Annotated in this window: 21 protein-coding genes and 4 tRNA genes; 8 read left to right on the top strand and 17 right to left on the bottom strand. The window is 73.0% G+C overall.

The genetic code is table 11. The features are described 5' to 3' along the window. Positions 1 to 26 precede the first annotated feature (26 nt). From rplK to ACI79C_RS01005, 4 genes are all read right to left on the bottom strand, one after another. Positions 27 to 458 carry a 50S ribosomal protein L11 gene (gene rplK / locus ACI79C_RS01020; RefSeq protein WP_091446692.1) on the bottom strand — a complete coding sequence of 144 codons (432 nt, stop codon included), beginning with the start codon at positions 456 to 458 and terminating at the stop codon, positions 27 to 29. 85 nt (positions 459 to 543) lie between these two features. Next, positions 544 to 1,422: a transcription termination/antitermination protein NusG gene (gene nusG, locus ACI79C_RS01015; RefSeq protein ID WP_456943750.1), complete on the bottom strand. Its 879-nt coding sequence runs from the start codon at positions 1,420 to 1,422 to the stop codon at positions 544 to 546. A gap of 44 nt (positions 1,423 to 1,466) precedes the next feature. Continuing rightward, positions 1,467 to 2,021, bottom strand: a complete 555-nt coding sequence (gene secE, locus ACI79C_RS01010) for a preprotein translocase subunit SecE (RefSeq protein ID WP_456943749.1) — start codon at positions 2,019 to 2,021, stop codon at positions 1,467 to 1,469. 112 nt (positions 2,022 to 2,133) lie between these two features. After that, positions 2,134 to 2,206: transfer RNA gene (locus ACI79C_RS01005), tRNA-Trp, on the bottom strand. 289 nt (positions 2,207 to 2,495) lie between these two features. Between ACI79C_RS01005 and ACI79C_RS01000 the strand changes: the two genes are divergently transcribed. After that, the gene (locus ACI79C_RS01000; RefSeq protein ID WP_456943748.1) at positions 2,496 to 3,752 is read left to right on the top strand and encodes a pyridoxal phosphate-dependent aminotransferase; all 1,257 of its coding nucleotides are present in this window, start codon (positions 2,496 to 2,498) and stop codon (positions 3,750 to 3,752) included. A 130-nt stretch (positions 3,753 to 3,882) separates the two neighbouring features. Here ACI79C_RS01000 and ACI79C_RS00995 read toward each other — a convergent pair whose 3' ends face one another. The 7 genes from ACI79C_RS00995 to ACI79C_RS00965 form a co-directional block, all read right to left on the bottom strand. Continuing rightward, positions 3,883 to 5,313, bottom strand: a complete 1,431-nt coding sequence (locus ACI79C_RS00995; protein ID WP_456943747.1) for a M1 family aminopeptidase — start codon at positions 5,311 to 5,313, stop codon at positions 3,883 to 3,885. Next, positions 5,310 to 5,738, bottom strand: coding sequence for a MaoC family dehydratase (locus tag ACI79C_RS00990; RefSeq protein WP_456943746.1), 429 nt, complete (start codon positions 5,736 to 5,738; stop codon positions 5,310 to 5,312). Before ACI79C_RS00990 ends, ACI79C_RS00995 begins: the two co-directional genes overlap by 4 nt. Further along, complete coding sequence (locus ACI79C_RS00985) at positions 5,735 to 6,181, bottom strand: FAS1-like dehydratase domain-containing protein (RefSeq protein WP_456943745.1); 447 nt, start codon at positions 6,179 to 6,181, stop codon at positions 5,735 to 5,737. The genes ACI79C_RS00990 and ACI79C_RS00985 overlap by 4 nt, the downstream gene beginning before the upstream one ends. A gap of 95 nt (positions 6,182 to 6,276) precedes the next feature. Beyond that, positions 6,277 to 6,441, bottom strand: coding sequence for a 50S ribosomal protein L33 (gene rpmG / locus ACI79C_RS00980; RefSeq protein ID WP_113782538.1), 165 nt, complete (start codon positions 6,439 to 6,441; stop codon positions 6,277 to 6,279). 112 nt (positions 6,442 to 6,553) lie between these two features. Beyond that, positions 6,554 to 6,627: transfer RNA gene (locus tag ACI79C_RS00975), tRNA-Met, on the bottom strand. A 45-nt stretch (positions 6,628 to 6,672) separates the two neighbouring features. Then, a tRNA-Thr gene (locus tag ACI79C_RS00970) sits at positions 6,673 to 6,745 on the bottom strand. A 69-nt stretch (positions 6,746 to 6,814) separates the two neighbouring features. Then, entirely contained in the window at positions 6,815 to 9,268 is a 2,454-nt protein-coding gene (locus ACI79C_RS00965; protein WP_456943744.1) for a putative bifunctional diguanylate cyclase/phosphodiesterase, read from the bottom strand. A 707-nt stretch (positions 9,269 to 9,975) separates the two neighbouring features. Between ACI79C_RS00965 and ACI79C_RS00960 the strand changes: the two genes are divergently transcribed. Further along, complete coding sequence (locus ACI79C_RS00960; protein ID WP_456943743.1) at positions 9,976 to 10,407, top strand: pilus assembly protein TadG-related protein; 432 nt, start codon at positions 9,976 to 9,978, stop codon at positions 10,405 to 10,407. Between the two features lie 65 nt (positions 10,408 to 10,472). Here the strand turns inward: ACI79C_RS00960 and ACI79C_RS00955 are convergent. Next, positions 10,473 to 10,554: transfer RNA gene (locus tag ACI79C_RS00955), tRNA-Tyr, on the bottom strand. 100 nt (positions 10,555 to 10,654) lie between these two features. Here ACI79C_RS00955 and ACI79C_RS00950 point away from each other — a divergent pair. Continuing rightward, entirely contained in the window at positions 10,655 to 11,146 is a 492-nt protein-coding gene (locus ACI79C_RS00950) for a YajQ family cyclic di-GMP-binding protein (RefSeq protein WP_456943742.1), read from the top strand. A gap of 160 nt (positions 11,147 to 11,306) precedes the next feature. Here the strand turns inward: ACI79C_RS00950 and ACI79C_RS00945 are convergent, their stop codons facing one another. Further along, positions 11,307 to 11,726, bottom strand: coding sequence for a DUF6223 family protein (locus ACI79C_RS00945; RefSeq protein WP_456943741.1), 420 nt, complete (start codon positions 11,724 to 11,726; stop codon positions 11,307 to 11,309). A 213-nt stretch (positions 11,727 to 11,939) separates the two neighbouring features. Here ACI79C_RS00945 and ACI79C_RS00940 point away from each other — a divergent pair, with 213 nt between their 5' ends. Further along, positions 11,940 to 13,058 (top strand): histidine kinase, encoded by a 1,119-nt coding sequence (locus tag ACI79C_RS00940; protein WP_456943740.1) that lies wholly within the window; start codon positions 11,940 to 11,942, stop codon positions 13,056 to 13,058. Beyond that, a complete protein-coding gene (locus ACI79C_RS00935) occupies positions 13,055 to 13,717 on the top strand; it encodes a response regulator (protein WP_456943739.1) in 663 nt (220 codons plus the stop codon). Before ACI79C_RS00940 ends, ACI79C_RS00935 begins: the two co-directional genes overlap by 4 nt. A gap of 102 nt (positions 13,718 to 13,819) precedes the next feature. Here the strand turns inward: ACI79C_RS00935 and ACI79C_RS00930 are convergent, their stop codons facing one another. Further along, entirely contained in the window at positions 13,820 to 14,701 is an 882-nt protein-coding gene (locus tag ACI79C_RS00930; protein ID WP_456943738.1) for a sigma-70 family RNA polymerase sigma factor, read from the bottom strand. A gap of 82 nt (positions 14,702 to 14,783) precedes the next feature. Between ACI79C_RS00930 and ACI79C_RS00925 the strand changes: the two genes are divergently transcribed. Further along, positions 14,784 to 15,335 carry a cupin domain-containing protein gene (locus ACI79C_RS00925; RefSeq protein ID WP_456943737.1) on the top strand — a complete coding sequence of 184 codons (552 nt, stop codon included), beginning with the start codon at positions 14,784 to 14,786 and terminating at the stop codon, positions 15,333 to 15,335. A gap of 34 nt (positions 15,336 to 15,369) precedes the next feature. Here the strand turns inward: ACI79C_RS00925 and htpX are convergent, their stop codons facing one another. Continuing rightward, positions 15,370 to 16,245 (bottom strand): zinc metalloprotease HtpX, encoded by an 876-nt coding sequence (htpX, locus tag ACI79C_RS00920; RefSeq protein WP_456943736.1) that lies wholly within the window; start codon positions 16,243 to 16,245, stop codon positions 15,370 to 15,372. Positions 16,246 to 16,449: 204 nt separating this feature from the next. Here htpX and ACI79C_RS00915 point away from each other — a divergent pair, with 204 nt between their 5' ends. Continuing rightward, positions 16,450 to 18,369 (top strand): 2-oxoacid:acceptor oxidoreductase subunit alpha, encoded by a 1,920-nt coding sequence (locus ACI79C_RS00915; protein ID WP_456943735.1) that lies wholly within the window; start codon positions 16,450 to 16,452, stop codon positions 18,367 to 18,369. Further along, entirely contained in the window at positions 18,366 to 19,454 is a 1,089-nt protein-coding gene (locus ACI79C_RS00910; protein WP_456943734.1) for a 2-oxoacid:ferredoxin oxidoreductase subunit beta, read from the top strand. Before ACI79C_RS00915 ends, ACI79C_RS00910 begins: the two co-directional genes overlap by 4 nt. Before the next feature lie 180 nt (positions 19,455 to 19,634). Here ACI79C_RS00910 and ACI79C_RS00905 read toward each other — a convergent pair whose 3' ends face one another. Continuing rightward, positions 19,635 to 20,135: a hypothetical protein gene (locus ACI79C_RS00905; protein WP_456943733.1), complete on the bottom strand. Its 501-nt coding sequence runs from the start codon at positions 20,133 to 20,135 to the stop codon at positions 19,635 to 19,637. 121 nt (positions 20,136 to 20,256) lie between these two features. After that, positions 20,257 to 21,471 (bottom strand): PQQ-dependent sugar dehydrogenase, encoded by a 1,215-nt coding sequence (locus tag ACI79C_RS00900; RefSeq protein ID WP_456943732.1) that lies wholly within the window; start codon positions 21,469 to 21,471, stop codon positions 20,257 to 20,259. Positions 21,472 to 21,481 lie beyond the last annotated feature (10 nt).

The following is a 21,481-nucleotide window of genomic DNA, read 5'->3' as shown; positions in this document are numbered from 1 at the left end:
AACGCCGCCGGACGGCGGCGACTTCCTCAGCCCTGGACGGTGATGCCCATCGACCGGGCGGTGCCGGCGATGATCTTCTCGGCCTCGTCGAGGGAGTTGGCGTTGAGGTCGGCCATCTTGGTCTGGGCGATCTCGCGGACCTGGTCACGCGTGACGGTGGCGACCTTGGTCTTGTGCGGCTCGCCGGAGCCCTTCTCGACGCCGGCCGCCTTGAGCAGCATGCGCGCCGCCGGCGGGGTCTTGGTGACGAAGGTGAACGAGCGGTCCTCGTAGACCGAGATCTCGACCGGGATCACGTTGCCGCGCTGCGACTCCGTGGCGGCGTTGTAGGCCTTGCAGAACTCCATGATGTTGACGCCGTGCTGGCCGAGCGCCGGACCCACGGGCGGGGCGGGGGTGGCCGCACCGGCGTTGATCTGGAGCTTGATGACCGCGGTCAACCGCTTCCTGGGGGGCATGACTTCCTTCTTCGTGACGGGGTGGAACGGCCTCGTCGCGGGTCCCGGCGCGAGCCTGCGAGCGACGGGGCGACGGGGTCCTTCCTCAGATCTTCTGGACCTGGTTGAACGAGAGCTCGACCGGCGTCTCCCGGCCGAAGATGGAGACGAGCACCTGCAGCTTCTGCTGCTCGGCGTTGATCTCGTTGATCGTGGCCGGGAGCGTGGCGAACGGGCCGTCCATCACGGTCACCGACTCGCCGACCTCGAAGTCGACGACGGCGGCCGGCGCGGCCGTGGTGGTCGTCGTCTCGGCGGCCTTGGCCGCCTGCTTCTGGGTGGCCGGGGCGAGGATCTTGACGACCTCGTCGAGGGTCAGCGGCGAGGGCCGCGAGGTGGCGCCCACGAAACCGGTCACCCCGGGGGTGTTGCGCACCGCGCCCCAGGACTCGTCGTTGAGCTCCATGCGGACCAGCAGGTAGCCGGGGAACACCTTGCGGTTGACCTGCGTGCGCTTGCCGTTCTTGATCTCGGTGACCTCCTCGGTGGGCACCTCGATCTGGTAGATGTAGTCCTCCATGTCCAGCGACTGGATGCGGGACTCGAGGTTGGTCTTCACCTTGTTCTCGTAGCCCGCGTAGGAGTGGACGACGTACCAGTCGCCGGGCGCGAGCCGCAGCGCCTTGCGCAGCGCCTCGGCCGGGTCCTCGTCCTCCTCGCCCTCGCCCAGGTCGGAGGACGGCGCCGGAGCGGCCAGCGGGTCGCTCACCAGGCTGTCGACGTCCCCGCTCTCGACCTCGGGGGTCGCGTCGGCCACGCCGGTGAGGACGTCCTGGTCGGCGGTGTCGGAGGAGCCCTCGGCGGCACCGGGCTCGGTCACGCCGGTCTCCACGTCCGCGGCGCCGCGGACGTCGAAACGGGCGTCGTCGAGGTCGATCCCCTCGACGGCGCTGTCGGTCTCGAAGGGCTCGCGGGGGTCGGTCACGGTGTCTCTTCCTCGTCGGCGTCGTGTGGTCGGGGCGGGTGGGCTCAGCCGAAGACGGCGAGCACGCCCTGGGCGAAGAGGAGGTCCAGGCCGGCCACCAGCGCCACGATGAAGGCCACGAAGACGATGACGACGGTCGTGTAGGTGATCAGCTCCCGCCGTCCCGGCCAGATGACCTTGCGCAGCTCGGCGACGACCTCACGCAGGAACCGGCGCAGGCTGCGCCGCTGGCGGACCTCCTCGGTGCGGGCCCGCTGCGCGGCCGCGCGCGACCGCGTGCCCGCACCCTCCGCTGCCCGTCCGGCGGGACGGGAGGCGGTGCGCTCGCGGGCCGGTCGCCGGGTGCGCGGGGCGACGGGCTCGTCGTCGCCCTCGTCGTCGCCGGCGGTGATGCGGCTCCCGCGGCGGGCACCGGAGGTGCGACCGGCCACGACCTTGTCCTCGTCGGCCTGGGCCTCGGCGGCGACGTCGGCCTCGGCGGCCTCGAGCTCGGCGGCGTCCTCGACGCCCGGCGCCTCCCGGTCGAGCTGCTCGTCGGTCAGCTCGGCGTCGGAGGCGGCGCGAGGGTCGTCCTCGCGTCCCGGCTTCTCGTCGCTCACTGCGCCTCGCTCGCCTCGTGGGTGGTGGCCGCTGCCCTGGGGCCGGCGGTCGGTGGTCTGTGCTGCCGTCGTACGTGTCGTGCTCGTCGCCGGCGGGAGCCGGCGGCACGGGCAGGGGTGACAGGACTTGAACCTGCAGCCTGCGGTTTTGGAGACCGCTGCTCTGCCAATTGAGCTACACCCCTAGTGCCCTGAGCCGGGCCCTGGGACCGCGCGCCCCACCACGGTCTGCACCGAGCCCCGTCGGGGGGATCCGGGGCACGCCGGTGGCGGGGTCACCTGCCCCAGGACACCGAGTGTACGGGACCGACGGGACCGGCAGCCAACGCGCCTCCTCCCGGGGTGGCAGGAGGCCCGGGAGGGGGTGAGGACCGGCCGTTCCACCACGACACCCCTCACCGTCCGTGGCCCTGCGGGGCGGGTCGTCCGGGAACGGGGGCGACCCCGGACGCCGCCCTTTGACACGATGAGGGCATGACCGCCGTCTCCTCCTCGGAGCCCGCTGCCCCCGCCCCCGACCTGCCGCCCGCGCAGCGGCGGATCTCCCGCCGGATCGCCGCCATCGCCGAGTCGGCGACGCTGGCCGTGGACGCCAAGGCCAAGGCGCTCAAGGCGGCGGGCAAGCCGGTGATCGGCTTCGGTGCCGGCGAGCCGGACTTCCCGACGCCGGACTACATCGTCGAGGCCGCCGTCGCCGCCTGCCGGCAGCCGGCCATGCACCGCTACACCCCCGCGGGTGGCCTGCCGGCGCTGAAGGAGGCGATCGTCGCCAAGACCGCCCGCGACTCGGGCCTGACCGTCACCCCGGCCAACGTGCTGGTCACCAACGGCGGCAAGCAGGCCGTCTACGAGGCGTTCGCGACGATGCTCGACCCCGGCGACGAGGTCCTGCTGCCCGCGCCGTACTGGACGACCTACCCGGAGGCGATCGCCCTCGCCGGCGGCGTCCCGGTGCCGGTCGTGGCCGACGAGCAGAGCGGCTACCTGGTGTCGGTGGCCCAGCTGGAGGCCGCCCGCACGCCCCGCACCAAGGTCCTGCTGTTCTGCTCGCCGTCGAACCCGACGGGTGCGGTGTACCCGCCCGAGCTGGTCGAGGAGATCGGCCGCTGGGCGCTCGACAACGGGCTGTGGGTGCTCACCGACGAGATCTACGAGCACCTGACCTACGACGGGGCGACCGCGCCCTCCATGCCGGTCGTCGTCCCCGAGCTGGCCGACCGGTGCGTGGTCGTCAACGGCGTGGCCAAGACCTACGCGATGACCGGCTGGCGGGTCGGCTGGGTCGTCGGCCCCACCGACGTGGTCAAGGCCGCCACCAACCTGCAGTCGCACGCCACGTCCAACGTGGCCAACGTCTCGCAGGCCGCCGCCATCGCCGCGCTCAACGGCGACCTGTCGGCGGTGGAGACGATGAAGGAGGCCTTCGACCGGCGGCGCCGGACGATCGTGTCGATGCTGCGGAAGATCCCCGGCGTGGCCTGCCCGGAGCCGCAGGGCGCCTTCTACGTCTACCCGTCGGTGAAGGGCCTGCTGGGGCGGTCCATCGCGGGGCGGACGGCGAGCAACAGCGTCGAGCTGGCCGAGCTGGTCCTCGAGGAGGCCGAGGTCGCCGTCGTCCCCGGTGAGGCCTTCGGCACCCCCGGCTACCTGCGCATGTCCTACGCCCTCGGCGACGACGACCTCGTGGAGGGCGTGGCCCGGATGCAGCGCCTGCTCGGCTCCGCCGGCTGAGCGCCGCGCCGGTCGGCTCCGATCCGGTGACCTGATCGAAGCGCGTCCTCCCGCAGGGTGGGCGGTGCGGGAGGACGCGCTGCGGTGAGGGAGGAGGACCTCCCCGGCGCTCGGACGGGCTCCGGGGCGCTCAGCGGGGCAGGTCGTCCTCCTGCAGAGCCCCGGCTTCCACGAGGACGTCCAGTGCCGCGGGCAGGTCCCCGAGTGCCCGCGCGACGTCGTCCGGGGTGGCGATGGACCAGGCGTTGGCGTCCACGTAGCAGCGCAGCGCGGTGTCGAAGGCCTCGGCCCCGGCGGCCTCCCGCGCGGCCAGCAGGGCGGCGCCGCCCTTGCCGTAGACCCGGCCGAAGTAGGCCCGGGTGTCGGCGAACTGGTCCATCGCCGAGCCGACGTCCCCCGTGACCTCCAGCGCCCGGTCCACCTCGGTCTCCGGCTCCGGGAAGACGACCGACTCGGCGTAGCTGGCGAAGGCCTCGTCGAGCCAGGGGTCGCGGAACTGGGAGTCCCCGACCATCCCGTAGAACCACATGTGCGCGACCTCGTGCACCAGCACCACGCGGTCGGCACCGGCCAGGAGGATCGAGCCGGGGTACTCGATGCCCCCGCCGTAGTCGGGCAGCAGCGGCACGGTGAGGGTCGCGTACGGGAACGCCCCGAAGCGCTGCTCGAGGTCGGCGATCGCCTCGACCGTCCAGCCGGCGAGCTCGTCGGCCGGGACCTCCGGGTCGGGCAGCACCCCGGTGGTCACCTCGACCCCGGCCGGTGTGGTGGCCGTGGCCGTGGTGAACTCCCCCACCGCGACACTGACGTCCCGGGCCACCGGCTCGGTCGACGTCCAGGTGCGACGGCCGTCCCGGGCGGCGGAGGGCGGGTCCTGGTCGCCGGTCATGAGGACGGTGAGGGCCTCCGGCGCCGAGACCCGGACGGTGGTGTCGGCGACCGGGCTGGTCGCGGTCTCCCCCAGGACGTCGACGAAGGGGTCGCGGGCCCAGCCGACCCCTGGTTCCCAGGCCAGCAGTGGGGCGCCGCTGGCCCACCAGGAGACGCCCTCGGCCGTGCCGACCCGCTCGAACCCACCGCGGCCCAGCGTCAGGGTGAAGTCCAGCTCCACCTCCGTGGACTCCCCGGCCGCGAGCTCGCCGTCCAGCCGGACGACGTACAGCCCGCCGGGCCCGTCGGCGCCCGCGTCCTCGTGGTCACCCCCGGCCACGTCGGCACCGCGGACGCCGTCGACGACCAGCCGGTTGCCCGCCCGGGCCGCGCCGGGGGCGTTCGGGACCAGCCGGAAGACCAGCTCGTCGGTGGCGCGGTCGGGCGTGAAGACCACCGTCTCCGTGCCGGTGACCGTGTGCAGGTCGTCGGCCAGGCGGAAGTGGAGGTCGACCACGGGACGGTCCGGGTCGGGTGCGGCCCGCCGGTCGCAGCTGCCGGGCTCCGCCGTGGGAGCGGCACCCGGTCCGGCGGCGCGGTCGGCGGCGAGGGTCTCGACGAAGGAGGTCCCGCACCCGGTGAGGAGCAGCGCCGAGGCGGCCGCGACGACGGCCCGGCGCCGCGCGTTCACGCCAGCTGGACGGTGGCGCGGGCCAGCGAGAGGACCTTATCGCCGCCGCTGGTGACGGTGAGGTCGACGCGGGCGCGGCCGTTCTCCCCGAGGGCGGCGACCTTCCCGCGCACGACGACCGTGGCGCCCTCGTCGTCGTCCGGGACGAGCACCGGCCGTCCGAAGCGGACGTGGTACTCCACCAGGGCCCCGGGGTCCCCCGCCCAGGCGGTGACCGCGCGGCCGGCCAGCGCCATCGTCAGCATGCCGTGGGCGATGACCCCGGGCAGGCCGACGGCGGTGGCCACGCGCTCGTTCCAGTGGATGGGGTTGAAGTCGCCCGAGGCGCCGGCGTAGCGCACCAGGTCGGCGCGGGTGACCCGGTAGGCCTGCTCGGGGAGCTCCGTGCCGACGGAGACGTCCGCGGCCCGCACCAGCGCGCTCACGCCGTCCCCCTCGCGACGAGCATGGCCCACGCCGAGCACACCGGCTCGCCGTCCTCGGTGGCGACGTCGACCCGCGTGGTGAGCAGGTCGTTGCCCGCGACGCTGCGGACCGCCTCGATGGTGGGGGTGGCGACCAGCCGGTCGCCGGCACGGATCGGGCGGTGGTGGGTGAACTTCTGCTCCCCGTGCACCACGCGGCTGTAGTCGAGGGCGACGTCGGGGTCCTCGACGACGACACCGGCCGCCGAGAGGGTCAGCACGATGGCGAAGGTGGGCGGGGCGATGACGTCGAGGTGCCCCGCGGCGCGAGCGGCGCCGGGGTCGCGGTGCACGGGGTCGGTCGCGCCGATGGCCGCGGCGAACTCGGCGATCTTCTGGCGGCCGACCTCGTAGACGGCGGAGGGCGGGTAGCTGCGCCCGACCAGTGTCGGATCAAGCGCCATGCTCCCGCCCTCCTTCGCGCGTGGACCGCTGGGTCAGCGGGTCTCTGCGGTGGCAGAGACCGCGTCAGCGCGTCTCTGCGGTGGCAGAGACCGCGTCAGCGCGTCTCACGGTGGATCGTGTGCCGACGGTCCTTCGGGCAGAACTTCTTCAGCTCGAGCCGGTCGGGGTCGTTGCGCCGGTTCTTGCGGGTGATGTAGTTCCGGCTCTTGCACTCCTGGCAGGCCAGGGTGATCTTCGGACGGATGTCGGTGGCTGCCATGGAGGCGCTCCTCGCCTTGTCGGTACGGGCCCTCGGGCCCCGACCTGCGGGCGGGCGCCCGCAGGGTCGTACAACACATCGACGGACCCCGGAGTGCGGGGTCCGTCGAGAGTAGCGGTGACCGGATTTGAACCGGTGACACAGCGATTATGAGCCGCTTGCTCTGCCTGGCTGAGCTACACCGCCGGGAGGACCGTGCGGCCCGGTCTCGCGACTGGACCGGTTGGTCGGAGCCCCTTTACGGAATCGAACCGTAGACCTTCTCCTTACCATGGAGACGCTCTGCCGACTGAGCTAAAGGGGCGGTGGCCGGAGCCGTCGACGACTCTACCCGACGCCCGCGGACGCCTGCTGCAGGGGGGTCCCCGGCCGGTCAGGTGCGGACGAACAGCCGCCGGTGCGGCGTCCCCGGGACCGCGGACCGGACCCCCGTGCGGGCGAGGATCCAGCTCTCCAGGCGGTCGTCGGGCAGCGGCCGGCTGACCAGGAAGCCCTGCAGCTTGTCGCAACCCATCTCGGCCAGGAGGTTGCGCGTCAGCTCGTCCTCGACGCCCTCGGCGACCACCCGGAGGCCCAGGTTGTGGGCCAGCTCGATGATCGAACGGGCGATGAACGACTCCCCCTGGCTGGTGGACATGCCCAGCACGAAGGACTTGTCGATCTTCACCTCGTCGATGGGCAGCTGGCGCAGCTGGGACAGCGACGAGTAGCCGGTGCCGAAGTCGTCCATCGACAGCCGCAGGCCCAGGGCGTGCAGGTCGGCCAGGACGGTGCTGCTGCGCACCGAGTCGTCCACGACACTGCCCTCGGTGAGCTCGAGGGTCAGCAGCTCCCCGGGGACACCGTGCCGCCGCAGCGCCCGCCGCACCCGGTCGACCAGGTCGGGCTCGGCCAGGCAGCGCGCCGACAGGTTCACCGCGACCGACAGCGCGATGTCCTGGTCGAGCCACTTGCGGCAGCGGGCCAGGGCGAGGTCGAGCACGTGGTCGGTGAGCAGGCCGATCCGGCCGATCTGCTCGGCCAGGTGGATGAAGTCGTCGGGCGCGATGGCGCCGTAGCGCGGGTGGGCCCAGCGCACCAGCGTCTCCACCGAGACGATGTCGGAGGACCGCGCGTCGATGATGGGCTGGAAGACGACGCTGATCTGCCCGTCGGCCATGGCCTGCTCGAGCTCGGTGCCCAGCTGGAGGCGGCGCAGGCTCTGCTGGTCGAGCACCGGGTGGTAGCTGGCCACGCCGCTGGAGCCGGACCCGGCGAGCAGGGCGACGTCGGCGCGCTGCATCAGCGTGCCGGCGTCGGTGCCGTGGACCGGGGCCGCGGCCACCCCGATGGAGAGGGTGACCTCCAGGTCGAGGCCGGCGACCCGGGCGCGGGTGGAGGTGGCCTCCCGCAGCCGGCGGGCGGCGCGCTCGGTCGCCGCCAGGGACAGGCCGGGCAGCAGGACGGCGAACTGCTCCCCCTCCATGCGCGCGACCAGGGCCTGGGGCGGCGCGTGCTCCCGCAGCAGGCCGGCGGTGACCAGCAGCAACTCGTCGCTGGCCGCGTGCCCGAGGGTGTCGGTCACCTCGGTGTAGTTGTCCAGCGCGGCGAGGATCAGCCCCGCGCGGCCGCCCACCGGGTCGGCGGCCAGGAGCTGGTCGATCTCCACCGCCAGGCGCTGCCGGTTCGGCAGGCCGGTGAGCCGGTCGTGGTCGGCGTCGTAGCGGATCTGCGTGAGCAGCTGCTGCTGGCGGATCGCCGCGTTGACGTGGGTGAGCATCGAGTCCAGCGCCGAGCGGTCACCGCCGCCGAGGGAGACGGTGTCGCTCTGCCGGTCGCAGACCTCGAGGTAGCCCGGCTCCCCCGCGGCCGTGGCCACCGGCGCGGCGAGCAGGTCCCGCGCGCCACGCCGGGCCAGCGCCTCGGCCTCGGCCTCCGTGGCGCGGGCGAGCGACACCAGCAGCGGACCGTCGTTGGACCCGTCGGTCGCGCGGCGGCGGATGAGGTCGTCGGGGTCCCCGGGGCCGTCGTACCAGGAGCGGCCGTCCTCGGCGGCGACGACGAGTTGCGGTCCCTCGTCGAGGTACGGGGGCAGCCACAGCGCGACGCGTTCGGCGTTGAGCAGCTCCCGGACGGCGTCGACGATCTGGAGGGTCCCCTCCTCGTCGGGCGAGACCCCCTCGACGCGACGGGCGAACTCGTAGACGCGCTCGAGGTTCTGGCGCTCCTGCGCCACGAGCGCGAAGCGACGGAAGAGCAGGACCACCGCGAGCGCGGCCGGCACCATGAGCACCGAGGCCCAGGGCGTCTGGCTGGTGAGCATCAGCGTCACGATCGCCACGGACACCGCGAAGGGCCCGACCACGGCCACCGGCAGCAGGAGCTCCTGCCACATCCGCCGGCCGGGGTTGCCACCGCTGAGCCGGATCGCCGCGATGACCGGCGGGGTGCCGACGATGTCGGCGAGCAGCACGGCCACCATCAGGGACACCCAGGTCCCCGGCTCGGTCAGCTCACCGAGGGGCAGGACCTCGAGGACGGCGACGGCGACGGCGACCTCGAGCACGGCCACCGCGATGTTGAAGACTGCCTTGGCCGGCGCGTAGCGCTGCACCACCTGGCTGACCCCGAGGCCCAGGACGCGGGCGACGGCGGCCCACACGCCGCCCACCTCGAGCAGGGCGATGGTCAGGGGGATCTCGCTGACCGACCACAGCCAGGTCTGCCGCCGGAACTCGACGTGCAGCGAGACCGTCTCGGTGAGGAAGAAGGCGGCGGCGACGACGAGGAAGGGCAACGGCTGCAGCCTCGTCTCCGCCCCTGGGAACACGAGGACGGCCGCGATCACCGCGAGCAGGCAGCCGCCTGCCGTGATCGTCCACGGATGGAGTGGCGCGGCGGCCCGTGGCTGTGGCGCGCGCGGCTCGGGACTGGCCAACGTCACCCGGATTCTGGGGAAGGGGAGGAGAGCGCGCCGAGGCTAACAGCGGACAACGCCCCGGAGGGAGCGCTCCAACCCGAAGGGGGCAGCCGGTCCGCCGCCGGACCGGCTGCCCGAGAAGTGCCTAGCGGGAGCTCAGCAGCCCCACTTGGAACCGCGGCCCCACTTCGAGCCACGGCCCCACTTCGAACCCCGACCCCACTTCGACCCACGCTGCGTGTTCATGACGCCTCCTCAGGCATGAAGGACTGCTGGAAGTAGCGCGGCAGTCACCCAGGCGCGGGGGCAGAGCGTCGTTCGGTACGGACCGCGCCCGGAAGATTGCTGCCCGTCACCCGATCGCGACAAGCACGGAAGATCACGACGGAGTGACGAACCGTCATGCCGTCACGATGGGTTACGATTTCTGCCTCTCCGTCACCTGTTCGTGTGACCACCGGGACGGGTGAGCATGCTGCGCCGGCCGGGGCCGGAGAGGGACAGTGGACGCCGTGCCGCGCGCCGTCCACAGGGACACCAGCCCCGCACCGGGGATCCGGCCCCCCGGTCCACAGCTGTCCACAGCGCCGTCCACAGGCCGTGGACAGGACGGCGCGCGCCCTACGCTGCCCGCCGTGCGATCCGAGGCGGCGGGGTCCGAACGCGGCTCGACGCTGCCCCTGGTGCTGGTCTGCTGGCTGGTCGCCGCACTCATGGCGTTCGGCGCGATCGCCGCCTCCGACGCCTTCCTCGAACAACAGCAGGTGCAGGCGGTCTGCGACGGCGCGGCGCTCGCGGCGGCGAACGCCACCGACGAGGCCACGCTCTACACCACGGGACTGGGCACGGCCCTCCCGCTCACCGCGGCCAGCACGCAGGCCGCCGTGGCCGACCAGCTCGCCGACGTCGGGACGCCGCTCGACGCATGGTCCGCCGAGACCGACGGGGTGGAGGTCACCGTCCACTGCACCCGTCGCGTGGAGATCGCGTTCGGCTGGCTCTTCCTCGGCGGGGAGCCGCTGGACCGCACCGCCGTCGCCAGCGCCCGGGCCCCGACGGCCGCGTGACGCACCGCCGGAGGAAGACGGAGGCCCCCGACCTCTACGGAGGTCGGGGGCCTTCGGCGTACCTGTGGCGGGTGAAGGATTCGAACCTTCGTAGGCTGTGCCGACGGATTTACAGTCCGCTCCCATTGGCCACTCGGGCAACCCGCCGTGGTGGTACCGGGAGAGCGTACAAGACGACGCCGCCGCCCCCGCCGAGACCCCACCACGGAACGGCGCAGGGACGACGGACCGAGAGGAGCACCGACACATGGCCGACTCGTCCTTCGACGTGGTGAGCAAGGTCGACCGCCAGGAGGTCGACAACGCGCTCAACCAGGCCGCCAAGGAGCTCGCCCAGCGCTTCGACTTCCGCGGCACCAACGCCAGCATCGCGTGGTCCGGCGAGGAGGGCGTCACGCTGCAAGCCGACACCGAGGAGCGGGTGACCGCCGCCCTCGACGTGTTCAAGGACAAGCTGGTCAAGCGGAAGATCTCGCTCAAGTCCCTCGACGCCGGCGAGCCGCAGTCCATCGGGAAGAGCTACAAGATCTCCGCCCGCATCAAGCAGGGCATCGAGTCCGACACCGCCAAGAAGATCGCCAAGATCATCCGCGACGAGGGTCCGAAGGGCGTGCAGGCCCAGGTCCAGGGCGACCAGCTGCGGGTCAGCGGCAAGAAGCGCGACGACCTGCAGGCCGTGCAGCAGCTGCTGCGCGGCAAGGACCTCGACGTCGCCCTGCAGTTCGACAACTACCGCTGACCTGGCGTGTCCCTGCACGGCAGCGCGTCGTGCAGCGTCCTGGCCCGCAGGGAGTCCGCACGTGCCCCGGCCGGCGGCCCATCGGGCCGCCGGCCGGGGCGGCGCTCCACCGTGACGGGCCGCCTCCGGGCAGCCCCGGACGCGCTCGTGCGTGCTGCGGTCAGCCGGTGCGGCGCAAGCGGGCCAGGGCCAGCCCACCGAGGACGATGGCGATCAGCCCGACCGCCAGGGCCATGAAGCCCCCGACGATCCCGTAGCCGGTGCCGGGACCACCGTCGGCGGCGGCCACGACGAGCCCGCCGACGACCGCGCCGGTCACCCCTGCGACCAGGGCCACGATGGCCCCGTTCCTCCCGGTGCCGCCACCGATGCGACCGGCGGAGCGCAGGGCCACTCCCCCGATGACCACACCGGCCAGTCCCAGCAGCGCGGCCACGAGGGACCAGAGACGCCCGGGGGTGACGGCGTCAGCACTGACGGCGACCGGCTGGGCGAGGACGTGCGCGGCTGCCGGGGCGGCGAACCCGAGGACGCCGAGCGGGGCGGCCGCGCCGGCGGCGAGCAGGTGGCGGACTGACATGGGTGCTCCTCCTCCCACAACGGGACGCCGCTGATCATGGCCACCTGTCCCCTGGCCGGTCGTCGTCCGGACGCAGACAGTTCGCGCTGCCGCCGATGCCGTAGCCGGCCACCGCGCGGATACCGCAGGAGCCGGAGGTACCGCGTCTGCGGTAGGCGGTCGATCATCCGTGCGCCGGAGTCGCCTGCGCGGACATCGGGCTAGCGTGCCCGCATGGGCGGGGCGCGGATCAGCGTCGGAGATTGGGCGATCGCCGTCGGCGTGGGGGCGACCCTGCTGGTGGCCGGGCTGTCCGGCCACCACCCCTCCACCGATCTCGACCCGCTGGGCTACGCGCTGCTGACAGCCGGTGGGCTGTCGCTGGTCGCCCGCCGCTGGGCTCCGGTCACCGTGCTGGTCGTCACCGGGTTGTGCGCGGTGGGCTACCAGAGCCTCGGTTTCGACGTGCCGGTCGTCGCGTTCCTGTTCGCGGTGTACGCCGCGGTCCGGGCAGGACACCGCATCGTCACGGTGGCCGGGTCGGTGACCATGCTGGCTGCTGTGCCGCTGGCGATCCTGGTCTCCCCCCACGACTGGCCCGTGGGCGAGGCGTTCACGCAGTCCCGGGACGTCCTCGAACTGGCCTGGCTGATCGCCGCCGGTGCGGCCGGTGAGGCGCTGCGGCAGGCCGAGCGCCGGGCGGACGAGGCCGAGCGCACCCGCGAGGAGACCGGGCGGCGGCGCGCAAGCGAGGAGCGCCTGCACATCGCGCGGGAGTTGCACGACTCGCTCACCCACCAGATCTCCGTCATCAAGGTGCAGGCCGAAGTCGCCGTCCACCTGGCCCGCAAGCGGGGCGAACAGGTGCCCGAGGCCCTGCTGGCGATCCGGGAGGCCGGTCGCGAGGCGGCCCGAGAGCTGCGAGCCACCCTGGAGGCGCTGCGTGATGACGACGAGAACCCGCCGGCGGGGCTCGATCACGTCCCCGACCTGGTGGAACGGGCCCGGATGTCCGGTCTGGACACGGAGCTGACGATCGAGGGACACCACGAGGACGTGCCGACCGCGGTGGACCGGACCGCGTACCGGATCGTCCAGGAGTCGCTGACCAACGTCGCCCGTCACGCCGCCGCCACCACCGCGTCGGTCCGGATCGACTACCGGCCCGACGCCGTGCTGATACGGGTGGATGACGACGGCAGGGCCACGCCGGCCGCCGCGCCGGTGCCCGGCGTCGGGCTGCTGGGGATGCGCGAACGAGTGACCGCTCTCGGAGGCCGCCTGCGGGCGGCACCGCGCAGCGAGGGCGGCTTCACCGTCGAGGCCGAGCTCCCCCTGGGCCACGCGTCGTGATCCGGGTCCTGGTGGTCGACGACCAGCCGCTCATCCGCAGCGGGTTCCGGGCGCTCCTGGACACCGAGGACGACATCGAGGTGGTGGCCGAGGCCGGCGACGGCAGCGAGGGCCTGGCGCGGGCCAGGGAACACCTGCCCGACGTCGCGCTCATCGACATCCAGATGCCGGTCCTCGACGGTATCGAGGCGACCCGCCGCATCGCCGCGGACCCGACCCTGGCGTCGGTGCACGTCGTCATCCTGACCAACTACGGCCTGGACGAGTACGTCTTCAACGCACTCCGGGCCGGCGCGGCCGGGTTCCTCGTCAAGGACATCCAGCCGGAGGACCTCCTGCACGCCGTACGCGTCGCCGCGCGCGGCGACGCCCTGCTCGCACCGTCGATCACCCGCAAGCTGATCGACCGCTACGTCACCCAGCCGCTCACCACCGACACCGGCACAGGGCTGACCGAACTGACGAACCGGGAACGAGAGGCCGTCGCCCTGGTCGCGCAGGGCCTGTCCAACGGACAGATCGCCGACCGCATGGTGATCAGCCCGCTCACCGCGAAGACCCACGTCAACCGAGCCATGACCAAGCTCCGCGCCCGCGACCGCGCCCAACTCGTGGTCCTCGCCTACGAGACCGGCCTGGTGGCCCCGCGCGACTCCTGACAGCCACGGTCCGGCCGCAGACCTGCCCGACGATGCCCCTCTCACCGGTCGCCGTCACGTGTTCCACGAGCTGCGCTCCACCCCGGGCCGCGAGGGGACCACTCAGGTCTCGAGCACCACCACGTCGAGGGCGTTCAGGACGACCGGGTCGGAGACGACCTCGACGGCGGTGATCCGCCCGCCCGTGACGACGAAGTCCAGCGCCGCGCGCAGCCGGCCGTCCGTGGTGAACACGGCGCCTGCGGCTCCATCGAGCAGCGCGGCGCGGGCGGCCTGGGCCTTGCCGAGGAAGGCCCGGGCGACCGCCTCGCCGCCGCGCAGTCGCGTGAGCCCGCCGAGCGCGGCAACGGGGGCGTCGGCGCGGAACACGACGTGCGGGTCGAGCACGGCCAGCAGTCGGGCGAAGTCACCCTCGCGCGAGGCGGCGAGGAACGCCTGCACCACCTCCCGGCGGCGCGCCGCGTCTGCCGGGCCGACGGCGTGCGGAGCCGCGCCCTGCACCCGGCGCCGAGCACGGCTGGCCAGCTGGCGCGCCGCGGCCGGGCTGCGGTCGAGGACGGCCGCGACATCCTCGAACGGGACGGCGAACAGGTCGTGCAGCACGAAGGCGAGCCGCTCCGGCGGCGTCAGCGCATCGAGCACGACGAGGAGCGCGAGGCCGACGGAGTCGGCCAGCACCGCCTCGCGTTCCGGCTCCGGCCCGTCCTCGGGGTCCGGTCGGTGCAGCTCCAACGGCTCCTCGCGGCGCGCGCCCCGGCGGCGCAGCATGTCGAGGCACACCCGGCCGACGACCGTGGTCAGCCAGCCGGCGAGGTTGTCCACGCCGGTGGACCCGTTGCCCTGCAGGCGCAGCCATGCCTCCTGGACGGCGTCGTCGGCCTCGGCCGGGGAGCCGAGCACCCGGCGCGCGACCGCCCGCAGATGTGCGCGGTGCGTCTCGAACTGCTCGGCCAGCCGGTCGGCTCGTGCCGCCTCCTCGCTCACCTGTCACATCCTCCCGTCGGGGTCCGTCAGTGCAGTGACGTCGCCGGACGCGGCGATGTGACCGTCGGCAGAGGAGGACCCCGTGCAGGCTCACGAGCAGCATCCCGGCACCGTGCCCGAGGAGTGGGGCAGCGTCCGTCACCCGGTCGAGATCGTCGACCCCGCGGGCGCCCGACCGCGCCGCCGCGTCGAGATCGAGAGGAACCCGATGCCCCCCGACCTCCGCAGCACCATCCTCCTGCGCGGTGAGGACAGCGGCGGCCACGTCTCCGTCGTGGAGAACGTCGTCCCGGCGCGCAGCGCGGGACCGCCGCTGCACAGGCACCACTTCGACGAGACCTTCTGTGTCCTGGAGGGCGAGCTCGTCTTCCGCGTCGGCGACGTCCTCCTCGTGCGGACCGCGGGACAGCTCGCCTTCGCCCCGCGCGACGCCGCGCACGCACTGGCCAACCGCCGTGACGATCCAGCGCGCTACCTGCTCGTGTGCACCCCCGCCGGCTTCGAGCGCCAGTTCGCCCGGATGGCCGCGCAGGCCACCGGCACGGAGCCGCCGCCGTGGGCGCTCCAGCCGGTCCCGGAGGTGGTGCCGCTCGGCCCACCCATCCTCCGGGAGGTCCTCGACCGCCTGGGGTGACGCGCCGCGGCACGCCGGGTCGCCCGCCGGTCGCTCAGCCCCGTCCGAGCTCCCGGGCCAGCTGCTCCAGCCGGGCGATGCGCTCCGGCATCGGCGGGTGGGTGGCGAACAGCGACGCCAGCCCCTGACCCCGGAACGGGTTGGCGATCATCAGGTGGCTCTGGGTCACCAGCCGGTCCTCCTGCGGCAGCGGCCGGGCGGCCGCCCCTCGCTCGATCTTGCGCAGGGCCGAGGCCAGGGCCAGCGGGTCGTGCGAGAGGACGGCCCCGGAGGTGTCGGCCTGGTACTCCCGGCTGCGGCTGACCGCCATCTGCACCAACCCGGCCGCGAGCGGGCCCAGGAAGACCAGCAGCAGGCTGCCCAGCGCGTTGCCGCCGCCGCGCTCGTCGGACCGCCCGCCGAACAGCGACGCGAACATCGCCATGTGCGCGAGGTAGGTGATCACCGTCGCCATCGCGCCGGCCACCGAGCTGATCAGGATGTCGCGGTTGTAGACGTGCGAGAGCTCGTGGGCGAGGACGCCGCGCAGCTCCCGGCGGTCGAGCAGCTCGAGGATGCCCTGGGTGACGCAGACGGCGGCGTTGCGCGGGTTGCGTCCGGTCGCGAACGCGTTGGGCTGGTCGGTGGGGCTCACGTAGAGACGGGGCATCGGCTGCCGGGCCTCGGTCGCCAGTTCCCGGACCATCGCGTACAGCGCCGGGGCCTGCGTCTCGGTGACCGGGAAGGCCCGCATCGCCCGCAGCGCGAGCTTGTCGCTGTTGACGTACGCGTAGCCGTTGACCGCCAGGGCGACGACGAGCGCGATGAACAGGCCGCCCCGTCCACCGATCAACGCACCGGCGGCGAGGATGAGCCCGCCCATGAGACCGAGGAGGACCGCGGTCTTGAGCCCGTTGCTCCAGCGATGCACGTCCGGACAACGGAGCGTCCGGGGTCGCCGTTCCCCGTGGTGGACGGCGGCCTGCTGCGAGCACGGTCACGGAATGGCACCGGTCGCCGCGCGGTTGTCCCATGCAGGTGCCGGGGGGACCCGGCCGCTCTCGACCGTCGTCCCCGCAGCGCGACCGTGGGTTGTGACGGACACGTAACCTCGGCCGGTGGAGGTGCACCACTCATGACCACGACCAACCCGCCCGACACCGCCGGTACGGCGGGGAGCACGGTGCCTTTCGTCAAGAGCGTCGTCGAGCTGGACCGGGTCGTCATCCGGCTGGCCGGCGACTCCGGCGACGGCATGCAGCTGACCGGGAACCGGTTCACCAGCGAGACGGCGTCGTTCGGCAACGACCTCTCGACGCTGCCCAACTTCCCCGCCGAGATCCGCGCACCGACGGGGACCCTGCCCGGCGTCAGTTCCTTCCAGTTGCACTTCGCCGACCACGACATCATGACCCCGGGCGACGCCCCGGACGTCCTGGTCGCGATGAACCCGGCCGCGCTCAAGGCCAACCTCTCCGACCTGCCCGGCGGCGGGCTGCTGATCGTCGACTCCGACGAGTTCACCCCGCGCAACCTGGCCAAGGTCGGCTACGCGACCAGCCCGCTCGAGGACGGCTCCCTCGACGGCTGGCAGCTGGTCAGCGTGCCGCTGACGAGCATGACCCTCGACGCGCTCGCCGACTCCGGCCTCGGCAAGAAGGAGGCCGAGCGCTCGAAGAACATGTTCACCCTCGGCCTGCTGAGCTGGATGTACCACCGGCCCACCGAGGGGACGATCCGCTTCCTCGAGCGGCAGTTCCGCCGCAAGCCCGAGATCGCCGCGGCCAACATCGCCGCGTTCCGGGCCGGCTACAACTACGGCGAGACGACGGAGGCCTTCGCGGTCTCCTACGAGATCAAGCCCGCGCCGATGGCACCGGGCCGCTACCGCAACATCTCGGGCAACCAGGCCCTGGCGCTCGGCATCGTCGCCGCCGGCCAGCGGTCGGGCCTGCCGGTGTTCCTGGGCGCCTACCCGATCACCCCGGCGTCGGACATCCTGCACGAGCTGTCCCGGCACAAGTCCTTCGGCGTCCGCACGTTCCAGGCCGAGGACGAGATCGCCGGCGTGGCCTCCGCGATCGGCGCCTCCTTCGGCGGCGCGCTCGGCGTCACGACGACGTCCGGGCCGGGGATCTCGCTGAAGTCGGAGGCCATCGGTCTGGCCGTGATGACCGAGCTGCCGCTGGTCGTCGTCGACGTGCAGCGCGGTGGGCCCTCCACCGGTCTGCCGACCAAGACCGAGCAGTCGGACCTGCTGCAGGCGATGTTCGGCCGCAACGGCGAGGCACCGCTGCCGGTGATCGCCCCGCGCTCGCCCGCCGACTGCTTCGACGCGGCGCTGGAGGCGGCCCGGATCGCGCTGATCTACCGCACGCCGGTGATGCTGCTGTCCGACGGCTATCTCGCCAACGGTGCCGAGCCGTGGCAGATCCCGGACGTCGACGCGCTGCCGGACCTGGGGGTGGAGTTCGCGACCGAGCCCAACGGCGAGGACGGGTCCTTCCTGCCCTACCTGCGCGACCCCGAGACGCTCGCCCGGCCGTGGGCGATCCCGGGCACGGCGGGGATGCAGCACCGGATCGGTGGCCTGGAGAAGGCCGACAAGACCGGCAACATCTCCTACGACCCGGCCAACCACGACCTGATGACCCGCCTGCGCCAGGCCAAGGTCGACGGCATCGCGGCGACCCTGCCGCCCACCGAGGTCGACGACCCGGACGGTGACGCCCGTGTCGCCGTCATCGGCTGGGGCTCCACCTACGGTCCGATCGGCGCCGCCTGCCGCCGGATCCGCAGTTCCGGGCGCTCGGTCGCGCAGATCCACCTGCGCCACCTCAACCCGATGCCCGCCGACCTCGGCGACGTCCTGCGCCGCTACGACCGGGTGGTCTGCCCGGAGATGAACCTCGGGCAGCTGGCCCTGCTGCTGCGCGCCAAGTACCTCGTCGACGTCCAGAGCCACACGCAGGTGCGCGGGCTGCCCTTCCGGGCCGCCGAGCTCGCCGCGGTGGTCCAGGACGTCATCGACTCCACCACCGGAGGCACCCAGTGACCACCATCGACCTCGGCATGCCGGCCGACGGTCCCATCGCCGACGCGATCGCCCGCTCCCTGGAGAGCCAGGGCGAGAAGCAGACCGCGCTGAAGGCCAAGGACTTCAAGACCGACCAGGAGGTCCGCTGGTGCCCCGGCTGCGGTGACTACGTCATCCTCAACGCCGTCCAGAGCTTCCTGCCCAGCCTCGGCATCGCGCGCGAGGACATGGTCATCGTCTCGGGCATCGGCTGCTCGTCCCGCTTCCCGTACTACATGAACACCTACGGGATGCACTCCATCCACGGCCGCGCCCCGGCGATCGCCACCGGCCTGGCCGCGTCCCGCCCGGACCTGTCGGTCTGGGTCGTGACCGGGGACGGCGACGCGCTGTCGATCGGCGGCAACCACCTGATCCACACGCTGCGCCGCAACGTGAACCTGAAGATCCTGCTGTTCAACAACCGGATCTACGGGCTCACGAAGGGCCAGTACTCGCCCACCAGCGAGGTCGGCAAGATCACGAAGTCCACGCCGATGGGGTCGCTGGACCACCCGTTCAATCCGGTGTCGCTGGCCCTCGGGGCCGACGCGACCTTCGTCGGGCGGGCGATGGACTCCGACCGCAAGGGTCTCACCGACGTGCTGCGGCAGGCCGCGGAGCACCAGGGCACGGCGCTGGTGGAGATCTACCAGAACTGCAACATCTTCAACGACGGCGCCTTCGACCTGCTCAAGGACCCGACCACCGGGACGCAGTGGTCGATCCCGCTGGAGCACGGCAAGCCGCTGGTGTTCGGCCCGGACGGCGCCTCGTGCGTGGTCCGCGACGAGTTCGGCGGGCTGCGGATCGCCGAGACCAACCAGGTGGCCGCGGAGGACATCGTCGTCCACGACGTCACGCGTCAGGACCCGTCCTACGCCTTCGCGCTGTCGCGGCTGTCCGGCCAGGACCTCCGCTACACCCCGATGGGCGTCTTCCGGGCGGTGCAGAAGCCGACCTACGACCGGATGATGGCCGACCAGGTCGAGGAGGCCCGGACGCAGTCCCCGGCCGACCTCCACGCCCTCCTGGCCGGCGGCGACACCTGGACCGTCGGCTGACAGGGCCGGGAGCATCGCAGCGAGGTCTGCGAGCGAGGAGCGGACCGGGCCGCGGAAGCCGACCCGTGGGCTCGGTCAGCGCCTGACGGTCCGCGCCTGAACGGCCGAGGGGCGCCCGGGAACCTGTGGTTCCCGGGCGCCCCTCGTCGTTGTGGAGGTCAGCCCCTCAGGGCGCTGGGCTCAGTGGTGGTCCTTGTGGTGGTCCTTGTCGCCGTCGCGGTGACCGTTGTCGTCACCGTTGTCCTCGTCCACGACCTCGACCCACTCGGACTCCTCGTCGAGCTCGTCGTCGCCGTCGCTGATGGTGACCGTGACCTCGACCCAGTCACCCTCCTCTGCGGCCTCGTCCTTCTTCTCCAGCGTGACGGTCTTCTCGTTCTCCTCGCCGTCGCAGTCGAGCTTGACGTCCTCCGCCTCGTATTTGATGTCGTCCTTCTCGGCGGTCACGTCGGCCGTGATGTCGTCGTCGTCGTCGTCGTCCTCGCACTTGTACGTGAACGTGACGTCGAGCTCGTCGCCGTCGTCGCCGAGTTCGGCCTCGTCGTTGATCTCGACGACCTTGGCCCAGGCGTCGTCGCCGTTGTGGTGTCCGTCGCCACCGCCGGCCCAGGCGGGCGCGGCGCCGGTGAACACCAGTGCCGTGGCGGCGGGCAGAGCGAGCAGCAGGCGGGAGCGGCGCATGGAGATTCCCCTTTGTGCGCGGCCGCGAGGCGGCCGTGGACCTCTGACGCGGGCCACCTTTACGAATTCATGACGATCGTCACAACCCCGTGATCTGGAACTCTCGGTATCCGTCTCGGGGTCACGGGCGAGGCATGACCCGCAGTATCTGGTCGCTCCCGTTCCCGTTGTCGGTCGTGACGTACAGCAGGCCGTCGACGCCCAGCTGGACGGTGCGGATCCGGCCGTGGGTGCCCTCGAGCTCGGGCAGCCGGAGCTGCTCGAGCAGCGCGCCGTCCTCGGCCACCCGCAGCGCCAGGACGCCCCGCCCCTTGAGGACGCCGAGCAGCAGCAGCCCCTCGTAGGCCTGCCAGCGGTCGCCGTCGAGGAAGGTGGCGCCGGAGGAGGCGATGGTCGGGTCCCCGGAGGCCCAGGTGGCCGGCAGGACGTCGGGCAGGGTGGGGTCGGTCATGGGGACGAACTCGCCGTAGCCGGGCCCCTGCGGCGCGAACCCGCCGTTGCCCCCGCGCCGCAGCAGGGTGACCTCGTCGTCCCGGTCGGGGCCGTGCTCGGCGGCGTAGACCTGACCCGAGCCCGGGCGCACGGCCAGCCCCTGGACGTTGCGGTGCCCGTAGGTCCACACCCGGGCCTCGGCGCCCGGGCGGCCGGCGAACGGGTTGCCCGGGGCCGGCCCTCCGGTGGCCGGGTCGATGCGCAGCACCTTGCCGGCGGTCGTGCCCAGGTCCTGGGCGCGCGAGGGGTCGGCGGTGTCGCCGGTGCCGACGAGCAGTGCGCCGGTCTGGTCGAAGCGCAACCGGCAGCCGCCGTGCCGGCCGATGCGCTCGTTGACCGGGATGCCGCCGAGCAGCGGATCGGCGACCCGGGTGGCGCTGCGCCAGCCGGCGTCCACGGTCCAGGCCACGACCGCGACGGCCGGCTCGCCGCCGTCCTGGCGCCCCTGGCAGGTGTAGAAGCGCCGGTTGCCCGCGAACCCCGGGTCGAGGACCAGCCCCATCAGGCCGGTCTCCCCGCGGGCGAACAGGTCGGAGAAGTCGGCCTCGACCTCCTGGACGGTCCCGTCGGGCAGGACCGCGGTGAGCCCGCCGCCCCTCTCGTCGGCCAGCAGCGTCCCGTCGGGGGCCTGCGCGAGGTCCCACGGGTGGTCCAGGCCGTCGGCGACGACCGTGACGTCGAGAGCCGGGACGACCGGCGGGGGAGTCGTCGGCGGCGGAGGGGCGCTGCTGTCCGGCGGCGGAGCCGTCGTCCGGGAGGGCGGGCCGGGGGCCTGGGCCGGGTCGCCGGTACAGGCGGCCAGCAGCGCCGCGACGGTGACCAGGCAGATCAGGCGGGCGCGCACCCGCCCAGCA

The sequence above is a fragment of the Geodermatophilus sp. SYSU D00697 genome (genome assembly GCF_054050175.1).
The sequence above is the reverse complement of the archived record's forward strand: the minus strand, read 5'-3'. Positions and strand labels throughout refer to the sequence as shown.

Coding starts and splice junctions, on each gene's coding strand:
- rplK (WP_091446692.1), bottom strand. CDS start 458: ATGCCCCCCAGGAAGCGGTTGACCGCGGTCATCAAGCTCCAGATCAAC.
- ACI79C_RS01000 (WP_456943748.1), top strand. CDS start 2,496: ATGACCGCCGTCTCCTCCTCGGAGCCCGCTGCCCCCGCCCCCGACCTG.
- ACI79C_RS00985 (WP_456943745.1), bottom strand. CDS start 6,181: ATGGCGCTTGATCCGACACTGGTCGGGCGCAGCTACCCGCCCTCCGCC.
- rpmG (WP_113782538.1), bottom strand. CDS start 6,441: ATGGCAGCCACCGACATCCGTCCGAAGATCACCCTGGCCTGCCAGGAG.
- ACI79C_RS00950 (WP_456943742.1), top strand. CDS start 10,655: ATGGCCGACTCGTCCTTCGACGTGGTGAGCAAGGTCGACCGCCAGGAG.
- ACI79C_RS00945 (WP_456943741.1), bottom strand. CDS start 11,726: ATGTCAGTCCGCCACCTGCTCGCCGCCGGCGCGGCCGCCCCGCTCGGC.
- ACI79C_RS00940 (WP_456943740.1), top strand. CDS start 11,940: ATGGGCGGGGCGCGGATCAGCGTCGGAGATTGGGCGATCGCCGTCGGC.
- ACI79C_RS00915 (WP_456943735.1), top strand. CDS start 16,450: ATGACCACGACCAACCCGCCCGACACCGCCGGTACGGCGGGGAGCACG.
- ACI79C_RS00905 (WP_456943733.1), bottom strand. CDS start 20,135: ATGCGCCGCTCCCGCCTGCTGCTCGCTCTGCCCGCCGCCACGGCACTG.